29 protein-coding genes are annotated in these 25,993 nt (G+C 61.2%); 19 read left to right on the top strand and 10 right to left on the bottom strand.

Features of this window, described 5'->3' with window-relative positions; translation table 11 throughout:
• The first annotated feature begins 19 nt into the window (after positions 1-19).
• Together FJ426_RS14000 and gph are read left to right on the top strand one after the other, a co-directional pair.
• Complete coding sequence (locus FJ426_RS14000; protein WP_140515138.1) at positions 20-577, top strand: thioredoxin family protein; 558 nt, start codon at positions 20-22, stop codon at positions 575-577.
• The gene (gene gph / locus FJ426_RS14005; protein WP_140515137.1) at positions 574-1,275 is read left to right on the top strand and encodes a phosphoglycolate phosphatase; all 702 of its coding nucleotides are present in this window, start codon (positions 574-576) and stop codon (positions 1,273-1,275) included. The genes FJ426_RS14000 and gph overlap by 4 nt, the downstream gene beginning before the upstream one ends.
• A gap of 48 nt (positions 1,276-1,323) precedes the next feature.
• Here gph and FJ426_RS14010 read toward each other — a convergent pair whose 3' ends face one another.
• Complete coding sequence (locus FJ426_RS14010; RefSeq protein WP_140498230.1) at positions 1,324-1,704, bottom strand: cytochrome c family protein; 381 nt, start codon at positions 1,702-1,704, stop codon at positions 1,324-1,326.
• Between the two features lie 360 nt (positions 1,705-2,064).
• On the opposite strand from FJ426_RS14010, the gene FJ426_RS14015 reads away from it, so the two are divergent.
• The 6 genes from FJ426_RS14015 to FJ426_RS14040 all read left to right on the top strand — a co-directional run bounded on the left by FJ426_RS14015 (position 2,065) and on the right by FJ426_RS14040 (position 6,813).
• Positions 2,065-2,274, top strand: coding sequence for a hypothetical protein (locus FJ426_RS14015; RefSeq protein ID WP_140498232.1), 210 nt, complete (start codon positions 2,065-2,067; stop codon positions 2,272-2,274).
• Between the two features lie 31 nt (positions 2,275-2,305).
• Positions 2,306-3,292, top strand: coding sequence for an ABC transporter substrate-binding protein (locus FJ426_RS14020; protein WP_140825233.1), 987 nt, complete (start codon positions 2,306-2,308; stop codon positions 3,290-3,292).
• A gap of 77 nt (positions 3,293-3,369) precedes the next feature.
• Positions 3,370-4,116 carry an ABC transporter permease gene (locus FJ426_RS14025; RefSeq protein WP_224519073.1) on the top strand — a complete coding sequence of 249 codons (747 nt, stop codon included), beginning with the start codon at positions 3,370-3,372 and terminating at the stop codon, positions 4,114-4,116.
• On the top strand, positions 4,085-4,825 hold the full coding sequence (locus FJ426_RS14030) for an ATP-binding cassette domain-containing protein (protein WP_140825240.1): 741 nt from the start codon (positions 4,085-4,087) through the stop codon (positions 4,823-4,825). Before FJ426_RS14025 ends, FJ426_RS14030 begins: the two co-directional genes overlap by 32 nt.
• Positions 4,826-4,890: 65 nt before the next feature.
• Positions 4,891-5,832 carry a quinoprotein relay system zinc metallohydrolase 2 gene (locus FJ426_RS14035; RefSeq protein ID WP_224655932.1) on the top strand — a complete coding sequence of 314 codons (942 nt, stop codon included), beginning with the start codon at positions 4,891-4,893 and terminating at the stop codon, positions 5,830-5,832.
• Between the two features lie 117 nt (positions 5,833-5,949).
• Positions 5,950-6,813, top strand: coding sequence for a quinoprotein dehydrogenase-associated SoxYZ-like carrier (locus FJ426_RS14040; protein ID WP_140825234.1), 864 nt, complete (start codon positions 5,950-5,952; stop codon positions 6,811-6,813).
• A 52-nt stretch (positions 6,814-6,865) separates the two neighbouring features.
• On the opposite strand, the gene FJ426_RS14045 is transcribed toward FJ426_RS14040, so the two are convergent.
• Entirely contained in the window at positions 6,866-7,219 is a 354-nt protein-coding gene (locus FJ426_RS14045) for a hypothetical protein (RefSeq protein WP_140498241.1), read from the bottom strand.
• A 686-nt stretch (positions 7,220-7,905) separates the two neighbouring features.
• Here FJ426_RS14045 and FJ426_RS14050 point away from each other — a divergent pair.
• The 8 genes from FJ426_RS14050 to pqqE all read left to right on the top strand — a co-directional run bounded on the left by FJ426_RS14050 (position 7,906) and on the right by pqqE (position 15,445).
• A complete protein-coding gene (locus tag FJ426_RS14050) occupies positions 7,906-9,807 on the top strand; it encodes a methanol/ethanol family PQQ-dependent dehydrogenase (RefSeq protein ID WP_140498243.1) in 1,902 nt (633 codons plus the stop codon).
• A 176-nt stretch (positions 9,808-9,983) separates the two neighbouring features.
• Positions 9,984-10,508, top strand: a complete 525-nt coding sequence (locus FJ426_RS14055; RefSeq protein WP_140515133.1) for a c-type cytochrome, methanol metabolism-related — start codon at positions 9,984-9,986, stop codon at positions 10,506-10,508.
• Positions 10,480-11,373, top strand: coding sequence for a substrate-binding domain-containing protein (locus FJ426_RS14060; protein ID WP_140515132.1), 894 nt, complete (start codon positions 10,480-10,482; stop codon positions 11,371-11,373). Before FJ426_RS14055 ends, FJ426_RS14060 begins: the two co-directional genes overlap by 29 nt.
• A complete protein-coding gene (locus tag FJ426_RS14065; RefSeq protein ID WP_140825235.1) occupies positions 11,370-11,930 on the top strand; it encodes a PQQ-dependent catabolism-associated CXXCW motif protein in 561 nt (186 codons plus the stop codon). The genes FJ426_RS14060 and FJ426_RS14065 overlap by 4 nt, the downstream gene beginning before the upstream one ends.
• Before the next feature lie 413 nt (positions 11,931-12,343).
• The gene (gene pqqB / locus FJ426_RS14075; protein ID WP_140498251.1) at positions 12,344-13,282 is read left to right on the top strand and encodes a pyrroloquinoline quinone biosynthesis protein PqqB; all 939 of its coding nucleotides are present in this window, start codon (positions 12,344-12,346) and stop codon (positions 13,280-13,282) included.
• Positions 13,279-14,037 (top strand): pyrroloquinoline-quinone synthase PqqC, encoded by a 759-nt coding sequence (gene pqqC, locus FJ426_RS14080; protein ID WP_140560470.1) that lies wholly within the window; start codon positions 13,279-13,281, stop codon positions 14,035-14,037. The genes pqqB and pqqC overlap by 4 nt, the downstream gene beginning before the upstream one ends.
• Positions 14,037-14,327 carry a pyrroloquinoline quinone biosynthesis peptide chaperone PqqD gene (pqqD, locus tag FJ426_RS14085; RefSeq protein ID WP_224680292.1) on the top strand — a complete coding sequence of 97 codons (291 nt, stop codon included), beginning with the start codon at positions 14,037-14,039 and terminating at the stop codon, positions 14,325-14,327. The genes pqqC and pqqD overlap by 1 nt, the downstream gene beginning before the upstream one ends.
• Positions 14,324-15,445, top strand: a complete 1,122-nt coding sequence (gene pqqE, locus FJ426_RS14090; RefSeq protein ID WP_140560469.1) for a pyrroloquinoline quinone biosynthesis protein PqqE — start codon at positions 14,324-14,326, stop codon at positions 15,443-15,445. Before pqqD ends, pqqE begins: the two co-directional genes overlap by 4 nt.
• Positions 15,446-15,454: 9 nt before the next feature.
• Here the strand turns inward: pqqE and folP are convergent, their stop codons facing one another.
• Positions 15,455-16,231, bottom strand: coding sequence for a dihydropteroate synthase (gene folP / locus FJ426_RS14095; protein WP_246678461.1), 777 nt, complete (start codon positions 16,229-16,231; stop codon positions 15,455-15,457).
• 557 nt (positions 16,232-16,788) lie between these two features.
• On the opposite strand from folP, the gene FJ426_RS14100 reads away from it, so the two are divergent.
• Positions 16,789-17,628 (top strand): hypothetical protein, encoded by an 840-nt coding sequence (locus tag FJ426_RS14100; RefSeq protein WP_140560467.1) that lies wholly within the window; start codon positions 16,789-16,791, stop codon positions 17,626-17,628.
• A 109-nt stretch (positions 17,629-17,737) separates the two neighbouring features.
• Here FJ426_RS14100 and FJ426_RS14105 read toward each other — a convergent pair whose 3' ends face one another.
• Together FJ426_RS14105 and FJ426_RS14110 are read right to left on the bottom strand one after the other, a co-directional pair.
• On the bottom strand, positions 17,738-18,307 hold the full coding sequence (locus FJ426_RS14105; protein ID WP_140560466.1) for a GNAT family N-acetyltransferase: 570 nt from the start codon (positions 18,305-18,307) through the stop codon (positions 17,738-17,740).
• A 114-nt stretch (positions 18,308-18,421) separates the two neighbouring features.
• Complete coding sequence (locus FJ426_RS14110; protein WP_140560465.1) at positions 18,422-19,318, bottom strand: LysR family transcriptional regulator; 897 nt, start codon at positions 19,316-19,318, stop codon at positions 18,422-18,424.
• A 276-nt stretch (positions 19,319-19,594) separates the two neighbouring features.
• Here FJ426_RS14110 and FJ426_RS14115 point away from each other — a divergent pair, with 276 nt between their 5' ends.
• Entirely contained in the window at positions 19,595-20,329 is a 735-nt protein-coding gene (locus FJ426_RS14115) for an SDR family oxidoreductase (protein ID WP_140560464.1), read from the top strand.
• Between the two features lie 86 nt (positions 20,330-20,415).
• Positions 20,416-21,018, top strand: coding sequence for an NAD(P)-binding domain-containing protein (locus FJ426_RS14120; RefSeq protein ID WP_140557393.1), 603 nt, complete (start codon positions 20,416-20,418; stop codon positions 21,016-21,018).
• Positions 21,019-21,567: 549 nt separating this feature from the next.
• Here FJ426_RS14120 and FJ426_RS14125 read toward each other — a convergent pair.
• From FJ426_RS14125 to FJ426_RS14145, 5 genes are all read right to left on the bottom strand, one after another.
• A complete protein-coding gene (locus FJ426_RS14125; RefSeq protein WP_140557391.1) occupies positions 21,568-21,831 on the bottom strand; it encodes a hypothetical protein in 264 nt (87 codons plus the stop codon).
• A gap of 318 nt (positions 21,832-22,149) precedes the next feature.
• The gene (locus tag FJ426_RS14130) at positions 22,150-22,497 is read right to left on the bottom strand and encodes a non-heme iron oxygenase ferredoxin subunit (protein WP_181172753.1); all 348 of its coding nucleotides are present in this window, start codon (positions 22,495-22,497) and stop codon (positions 22,150-22,152) included.
• A 710-nt stretch (positions 22,498-23,207) separates the two neighbouring features.
• The gene (locus tag FJ426_RS14135; RefSeq protein ID WP_140560461.1) at positions 23,208-24,317 is read right to left on the bottom strand and encodes an epoxide hydrolase family protein; all 1,110 of its coding nucleotides are present in this window, start codon (positions 24,315-24,317) and stop codon (positions 23,208-23,210) included.
• A 46-nt stretch (positions 24,318-24,363) separates the two neighbouring features.
• The gene (locus tag FJ426_RS14140) at positions 24,364-24,984 is read right to left on the bottom strand and encodes an NAD(P)-binding domain-containing protein (RefSeq protein WP_140557388.1); all 621 of its coding nucleotides are present in this window, start codon (positions 24,982-24,984) and stop codon (positions 24,364-24,366) included.
• Positions 24,985-25,015: 31 nt separating this feature from the next.
• Positions 25,016-25,969 (bottom strand): SDR family oxidoreductase, encoded by a 954-nt coding sequence (locus FJ426_RS14145; protein WP_140560460.1) that lies wholly within the window; start codon positions 25,967-25,969, stop codon positions 25,016-25,018.
• Between the last annotated feature and the right edge of the window lie 24 nt (positions 25,970-25,993).

A 25,993-nucleotide genomic window follows, 5' to 3' on the forward strand; every position in this document is an offset into this window, starting at 1 on the left:
CGTTGTCGGGGAGACGAACATGGCTGCGGTCCCACCTGTATGCGATTTCGGCTGGCCCGCCATCGATGCCGTTTTGCCCGGCGTCGACGGCACGTCGCATTCCATCTTCGGTCACGCCGGCCCGAATGGCCTGGTCGTGGCCTTCATCTGCAATCACTGCCCTTATGTGAAGGCCGTGATCTCTCGCATCGTGCGCGACGCCAATGACCTCAAGGCCGAAGGTATCGGCTTCGTCGCCATCAACTCCAACGATGCCGACACCTACCCGGACGATTCCTTCGACCACATGAAGCGCTTCGCCGTGACGAACGGCTTCAGCTTCCCTTACCTGCACGACGAGGCCCAGACTGTAGCGCGCGACTACTCAGCGGTGTGCACTCCCGATTTCTTCGGGTTCAACAGCGAACTGAGACTGCAATATCGCGGCCGGCTGGACGCGTCGCGACGCGAATCCGGACCGCTCGGGCTGCGACGCGATCTGTTCGAGGCGATGAAGCAGGTTGCTCGAACCGGCGATGGTCCGTTCGACCAGATCGCCTCGATCGGCTGCTCGATCAAGTGGAAGGATGCTGCATGAATGTCGGCGCAGGTAGGTCGCTTCGACCGCCGAAGGCGATCCTGTTCGACCTCGACGGCACACTGGTCGATTCGGCGCCTGATATAGCGGCCGCCGTCAACGAGTTGCTGGCCAGCCGCGATCTGCCGCCGTTGCGCCTGGACCAGGTCAAGGCCATGATCGGTGGCGGCGTCAGGAAATTGATCGAGCGGGCCTTCGCGGCGTCGGGAGCGCCGCTCGTCGGCAACGCGCTCGATGAGGCCAACCGCGTCATGGCGCCGATCTACAGCCGACATCTGACCGGCCTGACAAGACTGATGCCTGGCGTCAGGGAGGTTCTCACACACTTCTACGCGAAGGGAATGGCCATGGGCGTCGCGACCAACAAACCGCAGTTGGCGACTCGCGAGATCCTGCTGCATTTCGGACTGACGGAATATTTCCGTGCGATCATTGGCGGAGACGCGGTGACATGCCTGAAACCCGCGCCCGATGCTCTGCTGCTGGCGCTCGCCCAGCTTGGAGTCGACCCCTGTGACGCGCTGCTGGTCGGAGACAGTGGTGCCGATGCAGGCGCCGCGCGCGCCGCCGGCATGCCCGTCATTCTGCTGCGCGGCGGATACACCCATTTTCCGGTTGAAGAGCTTGGCGCCGACCAGGTTTGCGACAGCCTTTTCGACCTGCCTGCGGCGATGCAGGGGCTGCAAGCCGGTGCTTGATCGGGGCGAACGCCGGCCGGACGCAAGTTCGAACGGCCGGCGGCGCCGCTATTTCGAGAATTGCTTCAAATAGGCGATGACGTTGGCGATGTCTTGGTCCTGCTTGAGGCCGACGAACGCCATCTTCGTTCCTTTGACCATGGCCTTGGGATCGCGAAGGTAAGTCGTCAGCGTGGGTTCGTCCCATTTGACGCCGGACTTGCCTGCCGCGACCATCGCTTGGGAGTAACTGAACCCCGGGTGTGTGCCAGCCGTCCGGCCGATGACGCCGTTCAACGACGGGCCGACCTTGTTCTTGTCCTGGTCGGCGACATGGCAGACCTTGCATTTGGCGAAGACCTTCTCACCCGCCGCGGCATCCTGTGCCTGGGATTGGCTTGTGATGAAGGACACAGCAAACACGACTGCGAAAAATGCGATTGCGCGCATGGCATTTCCTCATGGATCGTCTGGGTGCCCTGGACGATTTTGCGCATGCCGATCTTTCATCCATTGACATGCACCTTACGCGGTGGAGTGGAGTATCCGCTTTCCCTTTGTGAAGCGGCGCCGCGCGAATCGAAAAGCTAGTTGGCGTGGGGTGAAAGTCAATCGTATAAAGGTATAGAGGCTTGGGTACCCAGGGTACCGGTATTCGTCTTTGTTGACGGCTATCGGGCGAATGCGTAGCTTCAAGACATCCGGTTTCTCCACTGGCACCTCGGGAATCCGGCAACTGGCGATTTTGTCCAGGCTCCTCATTGGGCCGGACCAGTCGAGACAGGCGTCCCGGAGCGCAAGAGGTGCTAAATGGATATGGTCGATCTCATATTAACGGTGTGCCTCAGCACCAATCCGGGCAATTGCCGAGACGAACACCTCTATTTCGAGAGCCGCGGCTCTCTGCTCCAATGCATGTTCCTTGCACCCAGCGAGATCGCGAAATGGTCTCAGGAACACCCGGCCCTCAAGGTCATGCGCTGGAAATGCGCCTTTCCGAGCAAGGAACGAGCGATCTGATTGACGTCCTGGAGCCCAGGGAGGAGGTGTCATGATGATTTCACGGCGCAACACGCTGCGTCTGGCGGTTCTCGGCACAGTCGCTGCTCTTGCCGCAAGGCCTGTCTTTGCAGCAGCCAGGATTCGCGTCGGTGTCCTGAAGTTTGGAACCGTGAGTTGGGAACTCGACACGTTGAGGCAACACAAATTCGATGTGGCGAACGGGATCGATCTGGAGATCATCGATTTCGCCGGGGAGGACGCGACCAACGTCGCCTTGCTGGCCGGTGCGATCGACATGATCGTCTCCGACTGGTTGTGGGTCTCGCGCCAACGGTCGGAAGGCGGCGACCTCACATTAGCCCCCTATTCGACCGCTGTGGGGGCGATCATGGTGAAGGAGGGGTCGCCGATCCGGACGGTCGCCGACCTCAAGCACAGGAAGATCGCCGTCGCCGGCGGCCCGCTCGACAAGAGCTGGCTCCTGATACAGGCTCTGACCAGACGCGACTACGGGGTCGACCTGTTGGCAACCAGCGACATCATCTTTGGCGCGCCACCGCTGATTTCGGAAAAGGCCATGCAGGGCGAAGTCGATGCGGTGCTGAATTTCTGGCATTTTTGCGCCCGTCTCGAGGCCAACGGCTTTCGTCGATTGATGGGCGTGAACGATGCGGCGCGTGCGCTCGGCGCCTTGGGACCTGTGTCGGCACTCGGTTACGTCTTCCACGACCAATGGGCGAACGAGAACCCGGAGGCCGCCAGGGGCTTCGTCAGGGCCTCCGCGCAAGCCAAGGACCTGCTGGCCAGATCCGACGAGGAGTGGCTGCGCCTGGCGCCGATCATTCGCGCGGAAGGCAAAGAACTGGAAAAACTGCGCGACCGCTACCGCCAAGGCATCCCCAGGCGGGCGGTCGCCGAGGAAGCGGCCGACGCCGGCAAGCTCTATCACGTGCTGGCGGCGATCGGTGGCGCGAAGCTGGTCGGCAGCGCGCCCGAGATGGCGCCCGGCACATTCTGGCAGGACCGCACGGAATGACCGCACCGGAAACCAGCAACGGCACGCGAGGTGCCCCGACGAGCATGTCCGGGCGATCCAGCTTGGCGACAACGCTGATGCCCGCGCTGACCGTGGCGGTTTCCTTGCTCGGGCTTTGCCTGCTGTGGAGCCTTGCGGCGAGTGTCTGGCGGAGCCGTGCCCTCCCGGGGCCGGGACAGGTCTGGCAGGTGCTCCTCAGGGAGGCTGCGAGCGGCGACCTCTTCTATCATCTCGGCGCGACCCTCGGCCGGGTCGCCGCGGCATATATCGTCGCGATGATCATAGGATCGGTCATCGGCGTTTTGCTCGGCAGCTATCGTCGCGCCGACCGCTTTTTCAACCCATGGGTAATTCTGTTCCTCAACATCCCGGCGCTGGTGGTCATCGTCCTCGGCTACATCTGGTTCGGCCTCAACGAGGCGGCGGCGATCGGCGCGGTGGCGGTGAACAAAATCCCGAATGTCGTGGTGACGATGCGTGAGGGCGCCAGGGCGCTTGATCCGAGCTACGCCGAAATGGCCACTGTCTATCGCTTCGGTCCTCTCGATCGCATCCGCCACATCCTGCTGCCGCAATTGCAACCCTATCTTGCCGCCGCGTCACGATCCGGCATCGCCCTCATCTGGAAGATCGTCCTGGTCGTCGAACTGCTCGGCCGGTCGAACGGCGTCGGCTTCCAGATCCATCTCTATTTCCAGCTCTTCGACGTCGCCGCCATTCTTGCCTACACACTGGCTTTCGTGGCGGTGATGCTCGTCATCGAACTTCTTCTGGTGCAACCCGTTGAACGACATGCAACCCGTTGGCGCCGTCGTCCCGCTTAGGGTCGATATCGCTGAAAAGACTTTCAGGTCCGCGCAAGGCGTCTCGATCACGGCGCTTCAGGACCTTTGCTTCGAGGTCCGGCAAGGCGAATTCGCCTGCTTGCTGGGACCGTCGGGCTGCGGCAAGACCACGACGCTGCGTATCCTGCTTGGGTTGGACAAGGATTTTTCCGGATCCTTCCAGTTGCCGCAAGGAGGCTCCAACCGCATTGCGGCCGTGTTCCAGGAGCCGATCTTGCTGCCGTGGCGAACGGTGGAGCAGAATGTCAGGCTGGCCTTGCCGAAAAGCTTGAGAACGAAGAACCTTGACGGGCTCTTTGAAACTCTCGGCCTCGCCGGCATGCGTTCTCTCTATCCTGCGGAACTGTCGCTCGGCCTTGCGCGCAGGGCAGCACTTGCCAGGGCCTTCGCTACCGAGCCGGCGATGCTTGTCCTGGACGAACCCTTTGTCTCGCTCGACCACCAGACCGCCGAGCGGCTTCGTCACCTGCTTCTGTCGGTATGGTCGGCACGACCCACGACCGCCTTGATGATAACGCACGATCTACGCGAGGCGCTGATGCTGTCGGATCGCATCATCGTGCTCGCGCCGCGACCAGCACATGTGCTCGGCGTGTTCGACGTGCGGTTGCCTCGGCAACATCGCAATTCACAGGTGATGAGTGACCTTCTGCGGTCGTTCCGGCAAAGGTTCCCGGGCGTCACCTGAACGCCCTGATGGTGAAATGCATATCGGAGGACCCCATGTCGATTGATCGGCTACGACGCAGGGTTATGAGTGGCTTTGCCTGCACCGCCGTCAGCGCTGCCTTGCTGCCATGCTGCCTCGGACGAGCCGCCTTGGCCGCGGCTGGCAGCCTGCGGTTCTCGGTTGGCCAAATCGCCGACGGCGTCTTCGCCTTCCAGGGCGTGGATGAATTGATGACCGCAACAAACGACGGTGCCATCTGCAATCTGGGCGTCGTCGTCGGCACCGACGCGGTTGCCGTCATCGACAGTGGCGGCAGCCTGACCGAGGCGCACGCCTTGCTCGCCGCGATCGGAAAGATAACCGCAAAACCGGTTCGCTTCCTGATCAACACCCACATGCATCCCGATCACATTTTCGGCAATGCGGCATTCCGGGAGATCGGCGCGACCATTGTTGGCCATCGCAATCTGCCGCGTGCCCTCGAGGCGCGTGGCGCGTTCTATCTGCACAATTATCGCGAACAGGTCGGCGAAGCGCTTATGAACGGAGTCGAGATCGTTTCGCCGGCGATGCTGGTCGACGATCGCCTGGAACTCGATCTCGGCGGGCGCATGCTCGAACTGCGGGCATGGAAGGCTGCGCACACCGACAACGACCTGACCGTCTTCGACCCCGAGACCCGCACTCTCTTTGCCGGCGATCTCGTGTTCATGGGGTCCTTGCCGACGCTCGACGGATCGCTGCTTGGCTGGCTCCGCCAGATGGAGGCGCTCGCCGCGATCAGCGCCGCGCGCGTCGTTCCGGGTCATGGTCCGGTACCGGCCGACTGGCCGCAGGCGCTGGCAGGAGAACGGCGCTATTTCGAGATTCTGGCGCGCGATATCCGCAAGGCGATCGCCGACGGGACGCCGCTCCGAGAGGCCGTCAAAACCGCCGCCGGAAGCGAACGGGGCAAATGGCACCTGTTCGACGACTACAATGAGCGCAACGCAACGGCTGCTTTTGCTGAACTCGAATGGGAATAGACCACACCGACATGCGCCAGAGATCATGAAGTGGGGCGATTTGCCAACGCGTCGTCAAAGGCATATTCTAAACGCCAGCCTGGGCACCACCTCTGTTGCATTGGTGGAGGCATCGAAATGCAAAATCACGCTTACGCGAGCAGGCAGTTCGCCTTGTCGCTTGCACCATTCTTGGCCGCAATCATCTTGACCATCGGTACGCTGTTCGGCGTCTCCTCAGCCGCCAACGCACAGCAAACAACGGCTTCTTCGGAGAAGATCTGGGAAGACTTGAAAGGCGACGTGTTCGGCGACCGGGCTATTCTGGTCGATACCGGCGTGGTCAGGATCGAAGCGCCAAAGCGGGCGCAAGATGCCGCCATCGTGCCTGTCGACATCTATGTTGACCCAGCCAAGGCGCCGGACGGCATCAAATCCGTGACCTTGATCATCGACGCCAATCCTGCGCCGGTGGCGGCAACGTTCCAGATCGGCAAGGACGCCGGGGTGACACATCTGTCGACACGCGTGCGCGTCAACGATTATTCCTATTTGCGTGCCATAGCGGAGACTCAAGGCGGCCAACTCCACATGGCTCAGACCTTCGTCAAGGCGTCAGGCGGCTGCTCCGCCCCTGCGGTCAAGAACCAGGACGAGGCCATGGCGGCGATGGGGCAGATGAAGCTGCGCCAGTTCCCACCCCAAGAGACGATGAGCAAGGCAGAGGAGTTGCAGTTGATGATCCGCCACCCGAACAATTCGGGCCTGCAGCGGGATCCGTTGACCCAGTATTTCATCCCCGCGCATTTTGTTCAGAAGCTGTCGATCTCGCAAGCCGGCCGGCCGATCCTCTCGATGGAAGGTGGAATATCGATTTCGGAAGACCCTAATTTCCGATTCGATTTCACGGCGCACGGCAATGGTGAAATCCAGGTCGAAGCGATCGACACGGACGGCAAGGTATTCCGCAATCAGTGGCCGCTGGAGAAAACGGGGCTCTGAAGTCTCGAAATACGCTATGCCGCGCTGCCACGGCGATGGGCACGCTTGATCTTTAGAAGCAACGCACGTCGGCTTCCGACTGCGCACGCTTCAGCTCTGTACGGGCTGCCTTCGCCGGTGCGCTTTCCCGAAACAGCCCCGCGTTTTCCCCCGTTGTCAAAGACATGCTCTTGAAGGTCTCGGCCGTCTCATAGTGGTCGTAGGGCAGGATCGAGGCGATGACGTCGATCGAGCAGGAACAGCTTTCCAGCGCCTGACGCGTCTGGCCGTTCGTTCGCATGCAGCCGAGCACGTAGTCGACAACCGTTACTGTGGGATAGTCTCCCGCAGCACCCGCCGGGTTTGCGATGGCCAGTGTCGCCGTGAAGAGCAGCGGCAAGGTCGAAAATCCAACATATCTGATCATGAGAAACCTCCGGTTGGTCCGGGTTCGATGCGCCCGGACGAGATCGGCGTGCCAGTTGGCAACGCGCCGTAAAGCCAGTCAAGCACCCATGGGTTCCGTATACGACCAAAGGAGGAAAGGGCTGTCCACGAGCGATAGCTATGGATGACGACTTGATCACCGGCTCCGCGCCCAGGCTCCCGCGACCGCTTCGTATCTCGCTCAATATCGGAGAACGACGAGACTTTTTACATGCCATCCAAGATGGGCAGCGATAAACATTAGCAAATAACCTCGGTGTATATTAAAACCAAAAGACCGACAGTAAGACTATTTTAGTACGGTTCTCGGTCACCGCGGGAGCGTAAAACACTTCATATTAATCTTGTAGTTCTGTTCATTTCTGTATATTGCAGTGCATCATTTAGAATATTGCGGTGCAACAATGCACTAGGCCTTTTTTGCTTGCCTAGCCTTTTGGGATGACATAGCCTTTCCCTGTTTCCGGCTTCAAGGGCGTCACCGTCATTAGGGAGCGGCGACAGTCTTTCGTAGGCCAAAGTGAGGTGGGCAGTAACGGTGCCCTCTGCACATCTGGCTTAGGTCGTGACACGCTGCCGGAAATATTTCCCCCCCGTGAATCGCTTGGGCGAGCCCTTGTGGGCCTGACAGTCGATTCATCACTGTGAACCCCGGGAGGAATTCGGATGCGTGTACTTACGAAAGCTACGTATATTCTAACCACTGCGGCGTTTCTGTCGCTCGGCGCGGCCTATACGGCGTCGGCCAACGAGGATCTTGCAAAGCTCGCTTCGGATGCGAAGAACTGGGCGATGCAGACGGGTGACTACGCCAACACCCGCTATTCCAAACTCAACCAGATTACTGCGGATAATGTGAAGAACCTGCAGGTCAAATGGACCTTTTCCACCGGCGTGCTGCGCGGGCATGAGGGTGGACCGCTGATCATCGGCGATGTGATGTATGTCCATACGCCCTTCCCAAACAATGTCTTTGCGCTCGACCTCAAGAATGACGGGAAGATCCTCTGGAAATACGAGCCCAAGCAGGATCCGAATGTCATTCCGATCATGTGTTGCGATACGGTCAATCGCGGTGTTGCCTATGGTGACGGCAAGATCATTCTCAATCAGGCCGACACCACGGTCGTCGCCCTCGATGCAAAGACCGGCAAGGTCGTCTGGTCGGTCAAGAATGGCGACATGACCGACGGCGGCAAAGGCGAATCCGGCACGGCTGCCCCCGTCGTGGTCAAGGATAAGGTACTCATCGGCGTGTCCGGCGCCGAATTCGGCGTTCGCGGCTGGCTGGCCGCCTACAATCTGAAAGACGGCAAACTTGCCTGGAAAGCCTATTCGGAAGGTCCCGACGCCGACACCCTGATCGATCCCGAGAAAACCACCCAGCTGGGCAAGCCGGTAGGCAAGGATTCCGGCACCAACACCTGGGAAGGCGAGCAATGGAAGACAGGCGGCGGCACGACATGGGGATGGTATTCCTATGATCCCAAGCTGAACCTGGTCTACTACGGCACCGGCAATCCCTCGACATGGAACCCGGTCCAACGGCCTGGCGACAACCGCTGGTCAATGACGATCATGGCCCGCGATGCCGATACCGGTGTTGCCAAATGGCTCTACCAGATGACCCCGCATGACGAATGGGACTATGACGGCATCAACGAGATGATCCTCGTCGACGGCATGGAGGTCAATGGCGCCAAACACGACGTGCTGGTGCATTTCGATCGTAATGGTTTCGCCTACACCATGGATCGCGCCACCGGCGAGCTTCTCGTCGCCAAGAAATACGATCCAGCGGTGAACTGGGCGACGGAAGTCGTCATGGACCCAAAGAGCGAACAGTATGGTCGCCCGCAGGTCGTGGCGAAATATTCGACCCAGCAGAACGGCGAAGACACCAACTCGACGGGTATTTGCCCGGCGGCGCTTGGAACGAAGGATCAACAGCCAGCTGCCTATTCGCCGAAAACCGGCCTGTTCTATGTTCCGACCAACCATGTCTGCATGGACTATGAGCCGTACAAGGTAAGCTACACCGCCGGTCAGCCTTATGTTGGCGCCACAGTGTCGATGTACCCGGCACCTGGCGGCGACGGCAGCATGGGCAACTTCATTGCCTGGGATGCGGCCAAGGGCGAGATCGTCTGGTCGAAGCCTGAGAAGTTCTCCGTGTGGTCGGGCGCGTTGGCGACAGATGGCGACGTCGTCTTCTACGGCACGCTCGAAGGCTACATCAAGGCGGTCGATAAGGACGGCAAGGAACTTTACAAGTTCAAGACCCCGTCCGGCATCATCGGCAACATCACCACGTACGAGCATGACGGCAAGCAGTACATCGCCGTTCTGTCCGGCGTCGGTGGGTGGGCAGGTATCGGTCTGGCAGGCGGTCTGCTTTCGCCTGACAACGCTGCTGCCTGGCATGGCGCCGTCGATCAGGGCCGTGCGCAAGGCGATCAGTCCGCGGTCGTTGGTACCGCTGGTCTGGGTGCCGTCGGCGGCTACGCGGCACTTGCCGACTATACGACGCTGGGCGGTCAGCTCACCGTCTTCGGTCTCCCGGACTGACGGGCGGGGAACCTTAAGCACGCCTCAGGTCTTGTTGGACCGGAGGTTTGAAAAACGAGAGCCCGGATCATCCGAAACCATGGCCGGGCTCTCGATGCGGTTGCACCCCCGACACACCGATCAATGCCGGCCACGGCAGCAAAACCGTGTCCACGGCAAATGAAGGAAGCGTTTGAATGTCCGTTCGCATTGTAATTTCGGCTTTCGTCCTGGCTCTGCTGCCTCTGGCAAGCTCAGGCGTGGCGTGGGCCGAGGACAGCATGGAAAAAGCCAAGGCGGTGAAGCAAGAAGGCGGCAAGTATTTGGATGCGGATGGAAATCCGACCTACAAGATCGAGAACGGAACCGTCGACTGGTACACGTTCAGCGGCTACCGCCGGTATCACTCCGATTGCCATGTCTGTCACGGACAGGATGCGACAGGTTCGAGCTACGCGCCGGCCCTGGTCAACAGCTTGAAAACCATGGACTACGCCACGTTCCTCTCGATCGTCGCCGAGGGCCGCAAGAATGTCGGCGGCGGCAAGGAAAACGTCATGCCTGCCTTTGGCGACAACAAGAACGTCTATTGCTACCTGGACGATCTCTATGTCTACCTGCGCGCGCGCGCCGATGGTGCGGCGCCACGCGGCAGGCCGCCCAAGCACGAAGACAAGCCGCAGGCGGCGAAGGATGCCGAAGCATCCTGCATGGGCGGATGACATGAACGGCTGCGGTGCATTGAAGCTGCGCGTCGTTCTGCCGATTCTAGGCGCGCTGGCCTTGTTGCCATCGAACGCGCAGGCGCAAGGCGCCGGCCTCGGCGCGGCGGGAGAACTGGTCGATCCCGACATTCTGCGCGTCTGCGCCGATCCTTCGAATATGCCCTTCACCGACAAGAGCGGCGAAGGCTTCGAAAACAAACTTGCCGAACTGGTAGCCGCGAAAACCGGACGGAAGTCCGTCGCCTATACCTGGTTTCCACTTGTCACCGGCTTCGTTCGCAACACGCTGGGGGCCAACCGATGCGACATCATCATGGGCTATGCCCAAGGCGATGAACTGGTGCAGAACACCAACGCCTATTATCGCTCCACCTATGTGCTGGTCTACCCGAAAGGCAACGATATGGAGGGCGTCGAAACGATCGAGGATCCCAAACTCACGGGCAAGACGATCGGGGTTGTCGAGCGCACGCCGCCAACCGCCAACATGGCCGCCAACAAGCTTCTGCGGACCGCCAAGATCTATCCGCTTGCGGTGGATACGCGTGTCACCCCCTCCATGGGGGAGGTCATGATCAAGGACATGCTGGCCCACAAGATCGACGCGGCGGTCCTGTGGGGACCGATGGCAGGCTACTATGCCAAGCAACTTGGAGCCGATGTGGCGATTGTTCCGCTGGTAAAGGAAAAAACCGGCTCGCGCATGTCCTACCGCATCACCATGGGCGTACGTCCGTCCGACCAGGAATGGAAGCGGACGCTCAACCGGGTGATCAGGGAAAACCAGGCGGAGATCAACAGGCTCCTGCTGAGTTACAACGTGCCGCTGATCGACGAACACGACAAACCGATCACCCAATGAAGGGAAGGGAGACTGTTTTTTTGCTGGTCGCTGCGAGCCTTATGGGTCTGGCCGAACCGACGCGGGCTGGCGAGATCGCCGAACCCAACGGGTACCGGATGGACGACTATCGGGCGCCGGTGCCGCCGACGCTGCAAGGCGCCAGGGTGGTGACGACGGCGGAAGCTGAAGCGCTGTGGCGAGCGAAGAAAGCTGTCTTCTTCGACGTGATGCCGAACACGCCCAAGCCGACCAATTTGCCGGCAGGAACGATATGGAGAGACAAGGTTAGAAAGGACATTCCAGGCAGTACATGGCTGGCCAACGTGGGATACGGCGCTATTTCGCAAGAGACCACCAGCTATTTTCGCCAAGGCCTCGAAGCCAAGGCCGGCACGGACAAATCGCGAGCGATTCTGTTCTATTGCATGACGAATTGCTGGATGTCCTGGAATGCCGCCAAACGGGCGATCGAGTGGGGCTACAGTTCGGTAATCTGGTATCCACTCGGGGCCGATGGGTGGGAAGGTGCAAATCTTCCGCTGGAGGTGAAAAGACCATATGAAACGAACAATTGAAGGAAGGTTGTGCAATTATTCCCGGTAGTTTTGCTTTTCGATTTTTCAAAACCTACTTTTTCGTTTGTCCATTTTGAGACGTGATGGACGAGCCATTGCTTCGGTGCCCTGCAATGGTTGGCTAACAACAGGGATCGGTCCCTTCGGACTGGTATAAGAGGAGAAATGTCATGAAGAAGAACTGGAAAAAACCGACCATGTGCCAGGTTGCTGCGGGCATGGAAATTTCTCGGTATCTGCCTGCCGAAATTACTCCCAAGAGGTAGGCCGCAGAGGTGCGTGTCCCTGGCAACAGGGGCACGCATCCCCGCAAGGGTTTTGGCGAAAGGTTTTGACGCGTGTAGGGCGCGCGCGGCACTTTTCAGGGCTGCAAATTGCCTGCTGGTCAGAGAAGCCGCGGGGCGGGCGTTTTCATGCATTTGAGGATCATCGGATCGGCGGCAGGCGGCGGCTTTCCGCAATGGAATTGCAATTATCGTCTCAGTCGTGCGGCCCGCTCCGGGATGGCTGGCGTGCATTCACGAACCCAATCAAGTGTCATCGCTTCGACGGATGGCGTCGGCTGGGTTCTTTTCAATGCCTCACCCGACATTCGCCAGCAGATCGCGGCAACGCCAGAGTTGCAACCTGCGCGCGACGCGCCGCTGCGTTCGACGCCTATCCGCGCGGTGGTGCTGACCAATGCCGATGTCGATCATATCGCCGGACTGCTCAGCCTGCGCGAGCGGCAGCCTTTCGCCATCTATGCAACGGCGCAGGTTCTGGCGACGCTGGAGGCGAATTCGATTTTCAACGTTCTCGATCCGGCGGTCGTGCCGCGGCGCATCCTGCCGACAGCGAAAGAATTGGTCATCTGCGATGCCGAAGGCAGCGAGACCGGCGTGATGATCGAGAGCTTTCCGGTGCCTGGAAAGATAGCACTCTATCTGGAGGACAAAGACCATCCGGATGCCAATTTCAGCTCCGACGCCGGTGACACGATTGGAGTCCGAATTGCGGGTATCGGCAGCCGCGATTCTGTCTTCTACATCCCAGGCTGCGCGCGCATCGATGCGACGCTGCGCGCGCGTCTTTGCGATGCAGCCTGTCTTCTGTTCGACGGCACTGTCTACACCGACGACGAGATGATCGTCGCCGGCGTCGGTCAGAAAACCGGCGCGCGCATGGGGCATCTGGCGATTTCGGGAGACGCGGGTTCGATCGCCAGTCTGGCCGATGTGAGGCTGGGCCGCCGCGTCTTCGTCCATATCAACAACACCAATCCGATCCTTGACGAGAATTCGGCCGAACACGCGGCGGTCAAGGCGGCAGGATGGGAAGTCGCAGGCGACGGCATGGAGATGGAATTTTGAACGATTTCCGCGATGCGGCCAAAGGCGGCCTGTCCACGAGCGATCTCGAAGCCGTGCTGAGGCAGGTCGGCGCCGAGCGCTACCACAATCATCATCCCTTCCATCACAGGATGACCAGCGGCGCGCTGTCAAAGGCCGAGATGAAGGCCTGGGCGCTGAACCGTTATTGCTACCAGGCTGTCATCCCGCGCAAGGATGCCATGATCCTCGCACATGCCGAGGATCCGGCGTTTCGCGCCGCCTGGCGCAAACGTATCGAAGACCATGATGGCGAGGACGGCTGGAGCGGCGGTATCGCGCGCTGGCTGCATCTGGCAACCTCGCTCGGTCTGGACGCCGAGGCCGTGAAGAGCGAAAGGCTGGCACTGCCGGCGACACGGTTCGCGGTGGGGGCCTACCTCTCCTTTTGCACCAACCGAACGCTGTTCGAGGCGGTCGCGTCGTCGCTGACCGAGATGTTCTCACCGCTCATCATCGGCGAGCGCGTACCAGCGATGCTGGCCAAATACGATTATATCACCGAGGATACGCTGGCCTATTTCAAGCAACGGCCCGAACAAGCCTCGCGCGACGCCGACTTCGCCCTCACCTACGTGCTCAGCCATGCTGATACGGCGGAACGCCAGCAGCAGGCAATAGATGCGCTGGTGTTCAAATGCGATATACTCTGGGCCATGCTTGATGCGCTTCAACACGCCTATGGCGAGCCGGAAAACATACCGCCCGGCGCCTTCCGCCCCGAGGCAGCCCCATGATGCTGCGCGAAAGAGCCTTGGTGTCGCTGCGATCGATACCCTTCCTGCCGAAGCACGTGCGCATACAGTACGATTCCGTGCGGCAGGCGTTCGCCGTGCTTTCACCGGAGAGAATATTCTGGCCGAACGATATCAGCCTCGACATATTGCGGCGCTGCGACGGACGGTCCACGGTCGGCGAAATCATCGCCGGCCTTGCCACGGATTATGAGGCCGAGGAGGAGGCCGTGGCGGCCGACGTCATCGCCTTCCTGCAAGAATGGTCGGACAAGCTGCTGGTGAAGCTATGAGCACGCCCCTCCTCCCTCCTATCGGCATGCTGGCGGAACTGACACATCGCTGCCCGCTGCAATGTCCTTATTGCTCCAACCCGCTCGAATTGCAGAAGGCCAATCGCGAACTCGACACACAGACCTGGCTCAGCCTGTTCTCGGAGGCCGCCGATCTCGGTGTTCTGCAGGTGCATCTGTCAGGCGGTGAGCCGACGCTGCGCCGCGACCTCGAGCAATTGATCGCCGGACTTTCAGCGCGCGGCGTCTATACAAATCTGATTACCGCGGGCGTCGGCATCGCCGAAGGCCGCATCGAAGCATTTGCCGAAGCCGGGCTCGACCATCTGCAATTGAGCTTTCAGGGCGCACGGCCTGAGACCACCGAACGCATCGGCAACCACAAAGGCAGCCACGACAAGAAGCTGGAGACGGCACGCCGCGCGCGAGCTGCCGGCTTGCCTCTCACCATCAACGCGCCGATCCATCGCCATAACATCGAGGAGGTACCGGAGTTCATCGATCTTGCCCTTTCGCTGGACGCGGAGAGGCTCGAGATCGCCAACGTCCAGTACGCTGGCTGGGCTTTGATCAATCGCGATCAGCTGATGCCCGAGCGTGCAGCAGTCGACCGGCAGGCGGAAATCGTCGCGGAAGCACGCGAGCGGCTGGCCGGCATTATCAACATCGATTTCGTGACACCAGACTATTTCGCCATCTACCCCAAACCGTGCATGGGTGGCTGGGCGCGTGACGCGTTCATGGTGGCGCCTGACGGCACCGTGCTGCCGTGCCATGCCGCGCAGACGATCCCGGCGCTCAGCTTCGAGCGTTTCAAACCACACACCCTCTCCTCGATCTGGGCCGATTCGCCGGCGTTCAATGCCTTCCGCGGCACGGACTGGATGCAGGAACCCTGTCGCGGCTGTGAACGACGCGAGATCGATTGGGGCGGTTGCCGCTGCCAGGCGATGGCGATCGCCGGCGATGCCGCCGCAACGGATCCGGCTTGCGCGAAATCGCCGATCCACGCGCGCATGGCGATGCTGATCGACGAAGCCAAGCGCACCGCGACAGTTCCTTCGGAGGACGAACCATTCACCTACAGGCGTATCGGCGTCGTGACCGAGCCCGCCTGACAGGTTCTTTCATTCCGCCGTATTCTCGCGCTCGCGCACTGCGTCGGCGAAAGCCAGGGCATCGCGATTGATCCCGACATTGTGCACACGAAAAATCGAAGCACCCTTCAATCGCAGGATGACGCTGGTTGCCGCTGTGCCAACGTCCCGCCCTTCGTCGCTTTCGCCGACCAGGTGATGGGCAAGGCGCTTGCGCGAGGTGCCGACGAGCCATGGAAAACCAAGAGCGCGCAGTTCGCCGAAGCGAGCCATGAGTTCAAGGTTCTCCTCTCCGCTCTTGGCGAAAGCGAAGCCTGGGTCCAGCACGATGCAGTCGTCCGGGATGCCGGCGTTGCGAGCGATCTCCAGCGATCTGTTCAGAAACAGGAACTGGTCGGCGATTACATCGGCCAATTTTTCCCGGTCGCGCCCGGTGTGCATGATGACGAGGCCAGCGCCGGCTTCCGCTGCGACGTGCGCAATGTCGGGTTCGCGCTGCAGGCCGTGTACGTCGTTGACGATATGTGCACCCGCCGCGACCGCGAGATGCGCCGTCTCGGCCCGATAGGTGTCAACCGAAACGATGCAGTCGCCGTCCGACGACAGCGCCTCGATGATCGGGAGGATACGCGATTGTTCCTCAAGCGCCGAAACGCTGCCGGCGCCGGGCCTGGTGGACTCGCCCCCGACATCAATGATCGCCGCGCCCTCGCCGATCATACGCCGTGCCTGTTCGAGTGCCCGCTCCGGCCGATCGAATTCTCCACCGTCGGAAAAACTGTCCGGCGTAACGTTCAAGATCCCCATCAGTAACGATCTCGCACCAAGATCGAGATACCGTCCATGAGCAAGTTGCCAACGGTTCATCGGGCGAGCGCGGCGAGCATCGACGCCACGCCTCCCTGGTGATCGCTCGGACATAGTCTGCCGGGTGCATTCTCGCGAGGGATGCTGAGCTCCATGCCACGCAATACCGCAGTTGGTGTCGTGGTCATCGTCATTGTGGAATTCGCGTCGTATTCGATCTTTCGGTCGCCCAGGCTATCATAACCCCACAGTGCGAGAAGCGAATGTTTGGGCGCCGCAGGGTGTGCGAAAGCCGCCGAGGAAGGAACCACGGAGATGGCAATGGCTATTTCGATTTTCGCCTGGTGTCGTCAGTTCGGGCCAGAGATTAACGGAGCCATCGCCGCATAGGCGTCTGCCTCCATGAGTATGGACGGATTCACTCATGCGCAATATGTATGAAGATTAAGCCTGCCGTGGCGCTCACATTTTTGCCCGCGTCGCTAAGGCAAGTAATGCTCGTTCAATGACGCTGCTAGCGCCTCCCGCCTAAGTGTCGATATCAGGGGATCTGGTCAATGACCGACAACAAGTCAGACGTTACCAAGGATTGGCAAGCGACGCAGGGCCAGAAGTCCTCCGCCACGCGTCTTCGCCTTTTCGCCGCACTCTCGTGGATCGTCGCCATTGGCGGCGAAATCTATGGGATTATGCTGCTTCGCCAGAACAAATTCGATCAGGCACACCTGCCGCTGATCATCGGCCTTCTGGTCGGCATCGCGATTTTCGCAATCGCCGGCAACTTGCTGTGGAAGGCGGCAAACAGGCACGATCCGGCCCGTGCATCCGACGCGGCCAGGTTCTTCTTCCAAAACCAGCTCGGCGCAATCATCACGCTGATTGCCTTTCTCCCGCTGGTTTTCCTGATCCTCATCGACAAAAACATGGACCCGCGGACCAAGAAGGTTGCCGGCGGCGTCGGCGCTGCGCTGGCCGTGCTCGCGACGGTCATGGGGATCAGCTTCAAACCCCCGTCGGTCGAACAATACACCCAGGATATGAACGCATGCGCAGCCCAGATCAAGTCGGGGCAGCCCACCACTGCCTGTTCGCCCGACGTCGCCGCTCAGGCGCAGGCGATCGCGACGGACACCGCCGCGGTGGCGGCGGCGACGCGAGACGCGAGCCACCCCGCAGGTCAGGACGTCGTCTACTGGATCGCGCCCGAAAACGGAGCCGCGAAGTCCACCGAGCCACATGTTTTCCACCTCTGCGCAGGCGTGAGTCCGCTAAAGGACAAGACCGTGAATAGTGGCTCCGTGACGGAAGCCTACGCACAGAACGCCGTCCGCATCACGAAGCAGATCGATATGGAACAGAAGCAGTGCGGGTTCACAGCCACAACCAGCACCAACTGAACCTGGTTGCGCTCGATCGCGTCCAGCCGTTGGTCTTGTCGAGAGAGGCGCGCAAGCGCAGGTCAGTATCGACTCGCCGGAGCAACGCTGTTTGCCATGGCTCAGAGCCCTAGCAGTCCGGCATGGCGTTGCTTGCCAACAGTGACGGCCCGATGTCTCGGTCGAGCGTAAAGCGCTCGCAACGCTCGCCGTCGGACTCATCGATGAAGCTTTCGACATGTTTGAATCCAAGCTTCGCAAATATCCGCACCGAGGCAAAATTGCGCGCCGCCGCTTCGCCCGTCACCCGTTCAAGCGCCAGAGTTTCGAAAGCGTAGCGGAGAACTTCGCGCGCCGCCTCGCTGCCCAGTCCGTGCCCCCAATGCGCACGCGCGAGCACAAATCCCAATGCGGCTGCCTTGGCGTCGGTTGCGCCGAAGGACAGGGTTATTGTCCCGATCGCTTCCGAAACTCCTACTTGATCTATGGACCACTGGATCGCCGTACCGTCAGCGAAACGCTGACGCGAACGGGCGAACCATCGCTCGCCCGCGCTTATGTCGTCGGGAACAGGATCGCCGGCAAGAGAGGCGGATTCGACATCCGTCGCGCGCGCAAACCATGCCGGGATATCCCGTTTTCTCGGCGCCCGAAGCACGAGCCTTGGTGTCGTGAGCTTGGGAAATCGGACAGTTTCCATCGAAGCATTTTCCACCTGAGGCGGCGCCAATGATAGCCGGAAAGCGGCGATCATAAGCAGCCGGCAAGCCCCCCGGAAAGCCGTCGGCAAGGCAGGCCGTCAACCCGCCAGGCGTCAGTCGCGCGATATGGACAGTCCCGCGAGAAGCGGAGCGTACGCGGCGAGCCTGCGGGATACAAATTCCGTGAAGAGCCGCACGCGCTTCGTCTTGCGTGTCTCCCCCTGCGTGAGAAGCCAGAGCGTTCCGTACATGTGCAGGTCGGTACCCGGCACCCTCACCAGCAGGGGGTCGGCATCTCCGACGAAGCACGGCAGTGTCGTGATCCCGAGCCCTTGCCGTACCGCAACGATCTGTGCCTCGGCGTCCGTGGTCCTGAATGGAACCTCCGTGGTGCGAACCTCGCCCTCGCGAGCCCAGTCCGGAATTCCATGAATGCTTATGACGATCCACCGGACGGGATCGGGCGCGCCCGCATGCCAGGCGGCAAGTCGATCGCGGGACATATAGACGCCGCCGAACAACTCTGGCCCCTTCAGGCCGTGAAGATTGAGCGGCAGGGTTTTGCGGTCATAGACGACGCGGATCGCCACGTCGGCCTCTCGGTTGGTCAGATTTGCCAGCTCCCCGGACGACAAGACGTCCATCTCGATGTCCGGATGCAGACGCGCGAACTCGGCGAAATCAGGCATGAGCAGGTGTGTCGCAAGGGTCGGAGCCAATGTCACCCGCAGAAGCCCGCGCACGCTCTGGTCGCGCCCGAAGACGCGTGTCTCCAACTGGTGCGACGACGCTTCCATCTGGTTCGCGAGCTCGAGCACCTCCTCGCCCGCAGCCGTCAGGCGGTAGCCCGAAGGCAGCTTTTCGAACATTTGCGCCCCGAGGCGTTCCTCGAGCTGTGCAACGCGTCGTAGCACGGTCGAGTGGTTCACACTGAGGCGCTCGCCGGCAGCCCGCACCGAGCCTCCGCGCGCCACGGCCAGAAAATAGCGAACATCATCCCAGTCGATCATGGCGCGATCCCGCACCGCGCGGTGCGCTTTCCAAAGCCCGTATCCAACGCAGTCGTACAGCAGTGTGGGCGGTTATCATAGCTTATGTCGACGAGCGCGGCCCAATTCCGAACGACGGACCCGACTCGTCGCGGCTGGCGGCAGTCGTCCGACCGGATCGATTTTGCACCACCGATGTGCGCACATCCGCACTCAAAGCCTGACCCCTGCAGACTTATTTCCAGGCTCTCGGGGTTCTTCCCGAATGATCAAAGGCAGAGCCTGGAAGGAAAAGTCATGGGAAAGCTAAACGGTAAGGTTGCAGTCATCACGGGCGGCGCTACCGGCATCGGCCGCGCCGCGGCAAAGCGCTTCATCGAGGAGGGCGCCTTCGTCTTCATCTTCGGCCGCCGGCAGGAAACGCTCGACGCGGCTCTGGCCGAGCTCGGGCCCAATGCCCGCGCGGTGACGGGCTCGGTCTCGGATGAGGCCGACCTCAACCGACTCTACGCGACGGTGAAGGCCGAGCGCGGAACCCTCGACATCGTCTTCGCCAATGCCGGGGCGGGAAGCCAGCTTGCGCTCGGCGAGATCACCGCCGAGCACATCGACCAAACCTTCGACACCAATGTGAAGGGTACGATCTTCACTGTCCAGAAGGCGCTGCCGCTGATGGGCCAGGGCGGTTCGATAATCCTGACCGGATCGAGCGCCGGCACCACGGGCGCCGCGGCAATGAGCGCCTACAGCGCGAGCAAGGCGGCAGTGCGCAACCTCGCGCGGACCTGGGCAGAGGACCTGAAGGGCACCGGCATCCGGGTCAACGTGCTATCGCCCGGGGCGACCGCCACCGAACTCGCGAAGGAAGCGCTGGGCGAGGAGGGCCAGAAGGTCTTCGCCGCGATGACGCCGCTCCAGCGAATGGCCGATCCGGCGGAGATCGGCGCCGTCGCCGCCTTTCTCGCGTCGTCGGACAGCAGCTTCATGACCGCCAGCGAGGTCGCCGTCGACGGCGGCCTTGCGCAACTCTGAGGCGCCACGCCCGGCCGGCACTCCATTCAATTAACCAGCGCCGTTGAGGGCCGGGAATCGACATCAACACGGATCGGAGAAGTATTATGAGCTATGCAATTGTAGGATTCGGCAAGATAGGCCAGGCCCTCGCCCAGGCCTTCGCCCGTAAGAAAATCAAGGTGGCCGTCGCGAGCCGCCGGCCGCCCGAGGCATTGGCGCCGCAGGCTCGGGCGATTGGACCCACGGTCATTGCCAAGTCGCTGCGGGATGCGCTCGAGGCCGACACAATCATCTTGGCGGTCCCGTTCTGGGAGCATCGCGAGGTCGCGAAAGCCCTGCCGAACTGGGAAGGCAAGACGGTCATCGACGCGATGAACACTTTTGGAGTTCTCCCCGAAGAGCTGGACGGTCTGCCGTCCTCCGCCTTCGTCGCGAAGGCGTTCACCGGCGCCAAGCTCGTCAAAGGGTTCAATCACCTGGCTGCGGCCACCCTGGCTGCCGATCCGATCGTCGAGGGCGGCCACCGGGTCGTCTTTCTGTCTGGTGACGACGAGGACGCGACCGCCGCCGTGGCGGCCTTGGCCAAACAACTCGGGTTCGCACCCGTCAAGCTGGGAAAGCTCGACGAGGGTGGCGCGCTTGTGCACGCACGCGGCCGCACCTGGGGCCACCTCATCTTCCAGGATTTGTTCAAGAAGGAGCAGTAGTCAATCTACAACCGCGTGATCAACGCCGAGACCTGGTCGCGCGCTAACTTCTTCGAGCAGCGCGCGACCGAATATTTGAAGACCACAAGGTCGCGAAGGCTGGGGTGGGCCTAACGGCGTATAGGCGCCGTTCGAAGAGCGGGGAGCGGTCAAGCCTGCGCCATGCGGCGGCCGCAATTGGTCGTAGAGCTTTGGGCTGCGGACTAACCGATTGCGCCGGCAGCAATGCCATGCGGCGGCGCAAAAAGGCACTTGGTTGCTGGGCAACGCCCTAAAAGGGCGGAAGTACCGCGGTCACTCTAATGATCCCTGACCAGCTGCATGAAAGCCTCTATCGGACGTAGCGTTTGGCGAACCTTCAGACACGCCGCGAAGGATTGCGTGAACGGCTTGTGATCCGAGATCGAAAGCGCCGTCAAACGATCGTCCGGAAGGTACTCGGTCCTGGAAACAATACCGGCGCCAAGGCGGCTATGGCACGGTCCACGGGCGGGCCCATCGGCGCTTCACGGTTCGGCCACAGCACGATGCCATCATATTGCTTGGCGATCACGTATCGATCACCTGGCCCATCTTGTTGTCGTCGAACTCGGCGTCGATGACCTCCAGTTCGATATTCGGATGGCGCTTGGCTTCCCAGGCGGCGGTGTCGGCGAGGCTGATCAGCCAGGGATGGTTGAAGCCATGGAAGACGAGGCCGATGCGATATTTCTTGCTGGCGTCGAGCACCGGACCTTCAGGCAACGGCAGATAATCCGTGAAAGGCGCCTTGATCTGCAGCTTGCTGTAAGGGCCGACGAAGCTGGCGCCCATGCCCGGCTTCCAGACGAATCCGCCGGCGGGGTCCCCGACCGGATAGACGTCGAGAAGTCCCGGAAACCGTCCTTTTCGAACAGCGCACTGACGTCGGCATTCGATATGCCCGCCTTGGCTCCGTCGGAGTATTTCTTGATCAGGCCATTGAGAACGGCGTGGACGGAGTCTTCGGCGAAGGCCGGAACTGTCGTCAGCGGTGCAGCAGCGAGGACGGAAAGCGCCGCGGCTGTCTTCAGCAGATGGCGGCGTGATAATTTCAGCATTTTAGGTCTTCTCCCATATTTTGGTTTCAGCCCGGGATATATCCCGACAAGTTCAAGTCACTCCTCCTTCCACCAGGATGTGGACGTAGCCGTCCGACACCTTGGTTTCGTAGGTCTTCAGCCGCTCGGTGACGGGCGGTGAAAGCGGTGTGCCGGTGGGAATGTGGAACAGTCCCTGATGCAAAGGACACTCCACCGTCTGGCCGTCGATATAGCCTTCCGAAAGGAAGGCGTGGGCGTGCGTACAAATGCCTGAAGTGGCGTAGAACTTGCCGGCAAGATTGAAGATGGCGATATATACCCCCTGGTGCTCGATGCGCGTCGCATCGTCGACAGGAAGACTGTCGGCACGGATCGCCTGGATCCACTGCCTGCTTTCTGGATTAGTCTGCGCGTCCATGCGCCTCCCCATATCCGTTTTGTTTCGTTTATTTTCGTTCTCTTTCCTTCGCTCGCAAATTCATTGTGGGAATAGAGATATCGATGAACCCCATGCCGAGTGATCGACCACAGGCAAGCAATCGCCGAAAATACAGCTGCATGGCAGCCGGACGCGGCGGTATGTCAGGCCCGGAGATCTATCGGAGAATTCGAACCGGTCGTGCCCGAGACGATGCGCCAAGCGCCAATCTGGTGATCAGAAACAATGCCCTCACGTCCATCGCGATGCGAACGGCCGGAGGGGCCTGCAATTCGTGCACGGAACGCTCCAAAGGAGCCGGAAACGCGAACTTGGAAGCGGGCTGCCAAGGCAGCATCAAGCCGGCAATTGGCGACGATAGTGACTTGCTAGCTCGCTTCGAGATGGAAAAATCGTCTGGGGCAGATGTACCAAAACACTGATCCCGTATGCCGAAGATCGTGGACCGTGAATGGCTCTAGCGGTAACCTTCCTTCTTCGCCCGAACGCTTCCTCGGAGATGGAGTCAGCGGGAAGCGTCATCAGAAACGTCCGTAGTCGATCACGCTGCTCTGGCTGCGCGAGCTTGCGATCGAGATATTCCACCCGCTGTTCTTCGAGCTTGGCCAGCCGCCTGCTCGGCACGCCGCTGGCGGGCAATCTCCACGAGCCGTGCCCGCTCGTGGGTGAAGCGGAACACGCTTGTTCGTTCAGATCGCGGCGAGCGCGATCTTTCGCAAATCGTCGGCGTAGAGTTCCGGCGTTTCCCAGGCCGGAAAATGCCCGCCACGCGGAAAGACGGTGTAACTCCGCACATTGTAGAGCCGCTCGGCCCGCTCGCGCGGCGCGAGCGCCAGATCATGTGGCCACATCGCGACGGCGGTGGGAACATGCACGAAGTCATCTGCCCGCAACGGCGGCCGCAGCCGGGCGGTATCGTAATAGTAGCGGACAGACGACCCGATCGTGTTGGTCATCCAGTAGATCATCAGGGTGTCAATCAAGGCTTCGAGGGGCCAGACAGAGAAGACGTCGCCATCGCAGTCCGTCCAGGCCCGGAATTTCTCGACAATCCACGAGGCTAGGCCAACAGGACTGTCGGCAAGCCCAAAGGCGAGCGTTTGTGGCCTCGAGCTCTGGATCGCCTGATAGCCCCCTTCCTCCCGGCTCCACAGTTGGAGGCGCTCGTCATAGTCGATCTCGGCTTTCGACAGGGGCGACGCATCTTCTGGAATCGGCTTCGGCGCGACCGCCGAGACATGGAGAGCCAGCAAACGCGCCGGATGCCGAAGCGCCATTCGCGTGGCAAGGCCGGAGCCGATGTCAGTCCCAGCCACGACGAACCGCCTATAGCCCAGCATCGTCATTAGCTTCGGATAAAGGTCGCTGGGCTCCGCCTCGTAGGGCCGGGTTGGCCTGTCCGAGTAGCCGAAGCCGGGCATGGTGGGGATCACGACATCGAATGCCGGCGTTCCCTGGGTAAGCAGCGGTGCTATACGCTGAAACTCCACGAAGCTTGACGGCCAGCCGTTCATCAGCAGTAGCGGGATCGATCCCCTTTGGCCGCTGCGAAAATGCAGAAAGTGTATGCCATGGCCGTCGACCGTCGTCCGGAAATGGGGAAGCTGGTTAAGCCGGTCTCGTCGCTGCGCCCAGTCATAGCCGTCACGCCAGAAATCGATGAACTGGTTGAGGACGCCGCGCTCGGTTCCCATGGTCCAGTCGTCAGTTACCGCGTCGGCCCAACGCGTCCGTGCGAGGCGGCTACGAAGGTCAGCGGCCTGGTCCGCATCATAGGGAATCTGGAAGGGAGTGATCATGATCGATTCCTTGGCTGTAGTGCAGCGGAGGGCTGATGTCGGTGATTTAGCCGATATCGACGTTCATGGCGAAGTCCCAGGTGCCGGCGCCGTTTTTGGCGAGGCCAATCATCATTAAACCGAGCGCCTCCAGCGTCTGGGCCATGTGCAAGCCGCCCACGTCGAGCGGACGCAGCCCGAGACTTTCGAGAAACGTCGAGACGCGCGCTTTCGCCTCCGCATCGTCGGCTGCGATGAACGCGTCGAGGCGTCCGCCCTTCGCAAGCACGTGACCAAAGATCGTGTTGAATGCCTTCACAACATGCGCGCCGGCGGGGAGGCCCTTTGCGGTCTCCTGCGCGCCGGAACTGCCGTGGGGCGTGACGAGGCCTGAGAGGTCGGGGGCAACCGGGTTGGCGATGTCGACGATCACCTTGCCATCGAGCGCTTTCCCAAAGTCGGCTACCGCCGCCGCGGCACCGCTGTACGGCACGGCGAGGATGACGATGTCGCCCGCGGGGGCGGCGCCGTATGTCCCGGTGGTCGCTCCGACTCCAAGTTGGTCGACGAGCACCCGCGCCTTGGCGGGGTCGCGGCTGACAACCTCGACGGTATGTCCGGCCTTGGCGGCACGGCCCGCGATCGCGGCGGCCATGGCTCCTGAGCCGATGATGCTGATAGTGCTCATGTGTTGTCTCCTTGTGAGTTGGGTGGACGGATCACGGGATCGCGATACGATCCGCCGGGAAGTAATGGCCGTTGTCGAGGTCCTCGAGCAGGCCCGGCTGAGCTGGCTCCCAGCCGAGCGTCTGGCGGGTGATGGCGTTGGACGCCGGAAGGTCCAGCGTGACCAAGTTCGCGAGAAAGCCGAAGAAGCCCGGCAACATCAGTACGTCCGCAGGGATGGGCACAGCAGGCATGCCCATACGGCTGCCAATGGCCTCAGCGATCTCGCGGAACCGGATGCCCTCGCCCTCAATCCCGTGCCAATATTTGCCAGCCGGCCCCTTCTCCAGCGCCAGGCGGAACAGGGAGGCCAGGTCGCGGGCATGCACAGCCGGCCAGAGGTTCGCGCCGTCTCCGGGGTAACCGATTACGCCCTTCTCCTTCGCGAGACCGATCAGCAGCTGGAGGAAGCCGGCATCGGTCGTGCTGTGCGCGATGGGAGGAATTCGGACGACCGAAGACCGCACGCCCCGTCCCGCTAAGCCGATCACGGCGAGTTCCACGGCGTTGCGAACCCGCAGGGTGCCCTTGTATGCTTCGCCGCCGGGAAGAGCCGGATCTTCCTCGGTGGCTGGCCGGCCCAGGCCTTCCCACCTCGGCGAGCCGATGCTCCCTGAGACGACGAGCGGCTTTCCGGTCCCCGCCAGCGCCTCGCCGTAGGCGAGCATGATCTGGAGCTCCGCGGCTGCCACGGCGTCGATCCCGCCGGAGGGCAGCAGGTCTTGCCGGTGCGCGACGTGGATGACGCCGTCGGACTCCGCCGCCGCGACCTTGAGCCCATCGAGGTCGGTGATATCCCCGCGACGTACCTTGGCGCCGAGTGCCGATACCGCAGTCGCGGACGTGTCCGACCGGGCCAGGCCAATGACCTCATGTCCGGCCGCGATGAGCTCGGGGATGACATACGAACCGATATGGCCGGTCCCGCCAGTAACGAAAACGCGCATGCTGCTGCTCCTTGGGTAATGTGA

This window comes from Mesorhizobium sp. B2-6-4, assembly GCF_006441495.1.
GTDB lineage: Bacteria > Pseudomonadota > Alphaproteobacteria > Rhizobiales > Rhizobiaceae > Mesorhizobium.

Coding starts and splice junctions, on each gene's coding strand:
- FJ426_RS14000 (WP_140515138.1), top strand. CDS start 20: ATGGCTGCGGTCCCACCTGTATGCGATTTCGGCTGGCCCGCCATCGAT.
- gph (WP_140515137.1), top strand. CDS start 574: ATGAATGTCGGCGCAGGTAGGTCGCTTCGACCGCCGAAGGCGATCCTG.
- FJ426_RS14010 (WP_140498230.1), bottom strand. CDS start 1,704: ATGCGCGCAATCGCATTTTTCGCAGTCGTGTTTGCTGTGTCCTTCATC.
- FJ426_RS14015 (WP_140498232.1), top strand. CDS start 2,065: ATGGATATGGTCGATCTCATATTAACGGTGTGCCTCAGCACCAATCCG.
- FJ426_RS14020 (WP_140825233.1), top strand. CDS start 2,306: ATGATGATTTCACGGCGCAACACGCTGCGTCTGGCGGTTCTCGGCACA.
- FJ426_RS14025 (WP_224519073.1), top strand. CDS start 3,370: ATGCCCGCGCTGACCGTGGCGGTTTCCTTGCTCGGGCTTTGCCTGCTG.
- FJ426_RS14030 (WP_140825240.1), top strand. CDS start 4,085: ATGCAACCCGTTGGCGCCGTCGTCCCGCTTAGGGTCGATATCGCTGAA.
- FJ426_RS14035 (WP_224655932.1), top strand. CDS start 4,891: ATGAGTGGCTTTGCCTGCACCGCCGTCAGCGCTGCCTTGCTGCCATGC.
- FJ426_RS14040 (WP_140825234.1), top strand. CDS start 5,950: ATGCAAAATCACGCTTACGCGAGCAGGCAGTTCGCCTTGTCGCTTGCA.
- FJ426_RS14045 (WP_140498241.1), bottom strand. CDS start 7,219: ATGATCAGATATGTTGGATTTTCGACCTTGCCGCTGCTCTTCACGGCG.
- FJ426_RS14050 (WP_140498243.1), top strand. CDS start 7,906: ATGCGTGTACTTACGAAAGCTACGTATATTCTAACCACTGCGGCGTTT.
- FJ426_RS14055 (WP_140515133.1), top strand. CDS start 9,984: ATGTCCGTTCGCATTGTAATTTCGGCTTTCGTCCTGGCTCTGCTGCCT.
- FJ426_RS14060 (WP_140515132.1), top strand. CDS start 10,480: ATGCCGAAGCATCCTGCATGGGCGGATGACATGAACGGCTGCGGTGCA.
- FJ426_RS14065 (WP_140825235.1), top strand. CDS start 11,370: ATGAAGGGAAGGGAGACTGTTTTTTTGCTGGTCGCTGCGAGCCTTATG.
- pqqB (WP_140498251.1), top strand. CDS start 12,344: ATGCATTTGAGGATCATCGGATCGGCGGCAGGCGGCGGCTTTCCGCAA.
- pqqD (WP_224680292.1), top strand. CDS start 14,037: ATGCTGCGCGAAAGAGCCTTGGTGTCGCTGCGATCGATACCCTTCCTG.
- pqqE (WP_140560469.1), top strand. CDS start 14,324: ATGAGCACGCCCCTCCTCCCTCCTATCGGCATGCTGGCGGAACTGACA.
- folP (WP_246678461.1), bottom strand. CDS start 16,231: ATGGGGATCTTGAACGTTACGCCGGACAGTTTTTCCGACGGTGGAGAA.
- FJ426_RS14100 (WP_140560467.1), top strand. CDS start 16,789: ATGACCGACAACAAGTCAGACGTTACCAAGGATTGGCAAGCGACGCAG.
- FJ426_RS14105 (WP_140560466.1), bottom strand. CDS start 18,307: ATGGAAACTGTCCGATTTCCCAAGCTCACGACACCAAGGCTCGTGCTT.
- FJ426_RS14110 (WP_140560465.1), bottom strand. CDS start 19,318: ATGATCGACTGGGATGATGTTCGCTATTTTCTGGCCGTGGCGCGCGGA.
- FJ426_RS14115 (WP_140560464.1), top strand. CDS start 19,595: ATGGGAAAGCTAAACGGTAAGGTTGCAGTCATCACGGGCGGCGCTACC.
- FJ426_RS14120 (WP_140557393.1), top strand. CDS start 20,416: ATGAGCTATGCAATTGTAGGATTCGGCAAGATAGGCCAGGCCCTCGCC.
- FJ426_RS14125 (WP_140557391.1), bottom strand. CDS start 21,831: ATGGGCGCCAGCTTCGTCGGCCCTTACAGCAAGCTGCAGATCAAGGCG.
- FJ426_RS14130 (WP_181172753.1), bottom strand. CDS start 22,497: ATGGACGCGCAGACTAATCCAGAAAGCAGGCAGTGGATCCAGGCGATC.
- FJ426_RS14135 (WP_140560461.1), bottom strand. CDS start 24,317: ATGATCACTCCCTTCCAGATTCCCTATGATGCGGACCAGGCCGCTGAC.
- FJ426_RS14140 (WP_140557388.1), bottom strand. CDS start 24,984: ATGAGCACTATCAGCATCATCGGCTCAGGAGCCATGGCCGCCGCGATC.
- FJ426_RS14145 (WP_140560460.1), bottom strand. CDS start 25,969: ATGCGCGTTTTCGTTACTGGCGGGACCGGCCATATCGGTTCGTATGTC.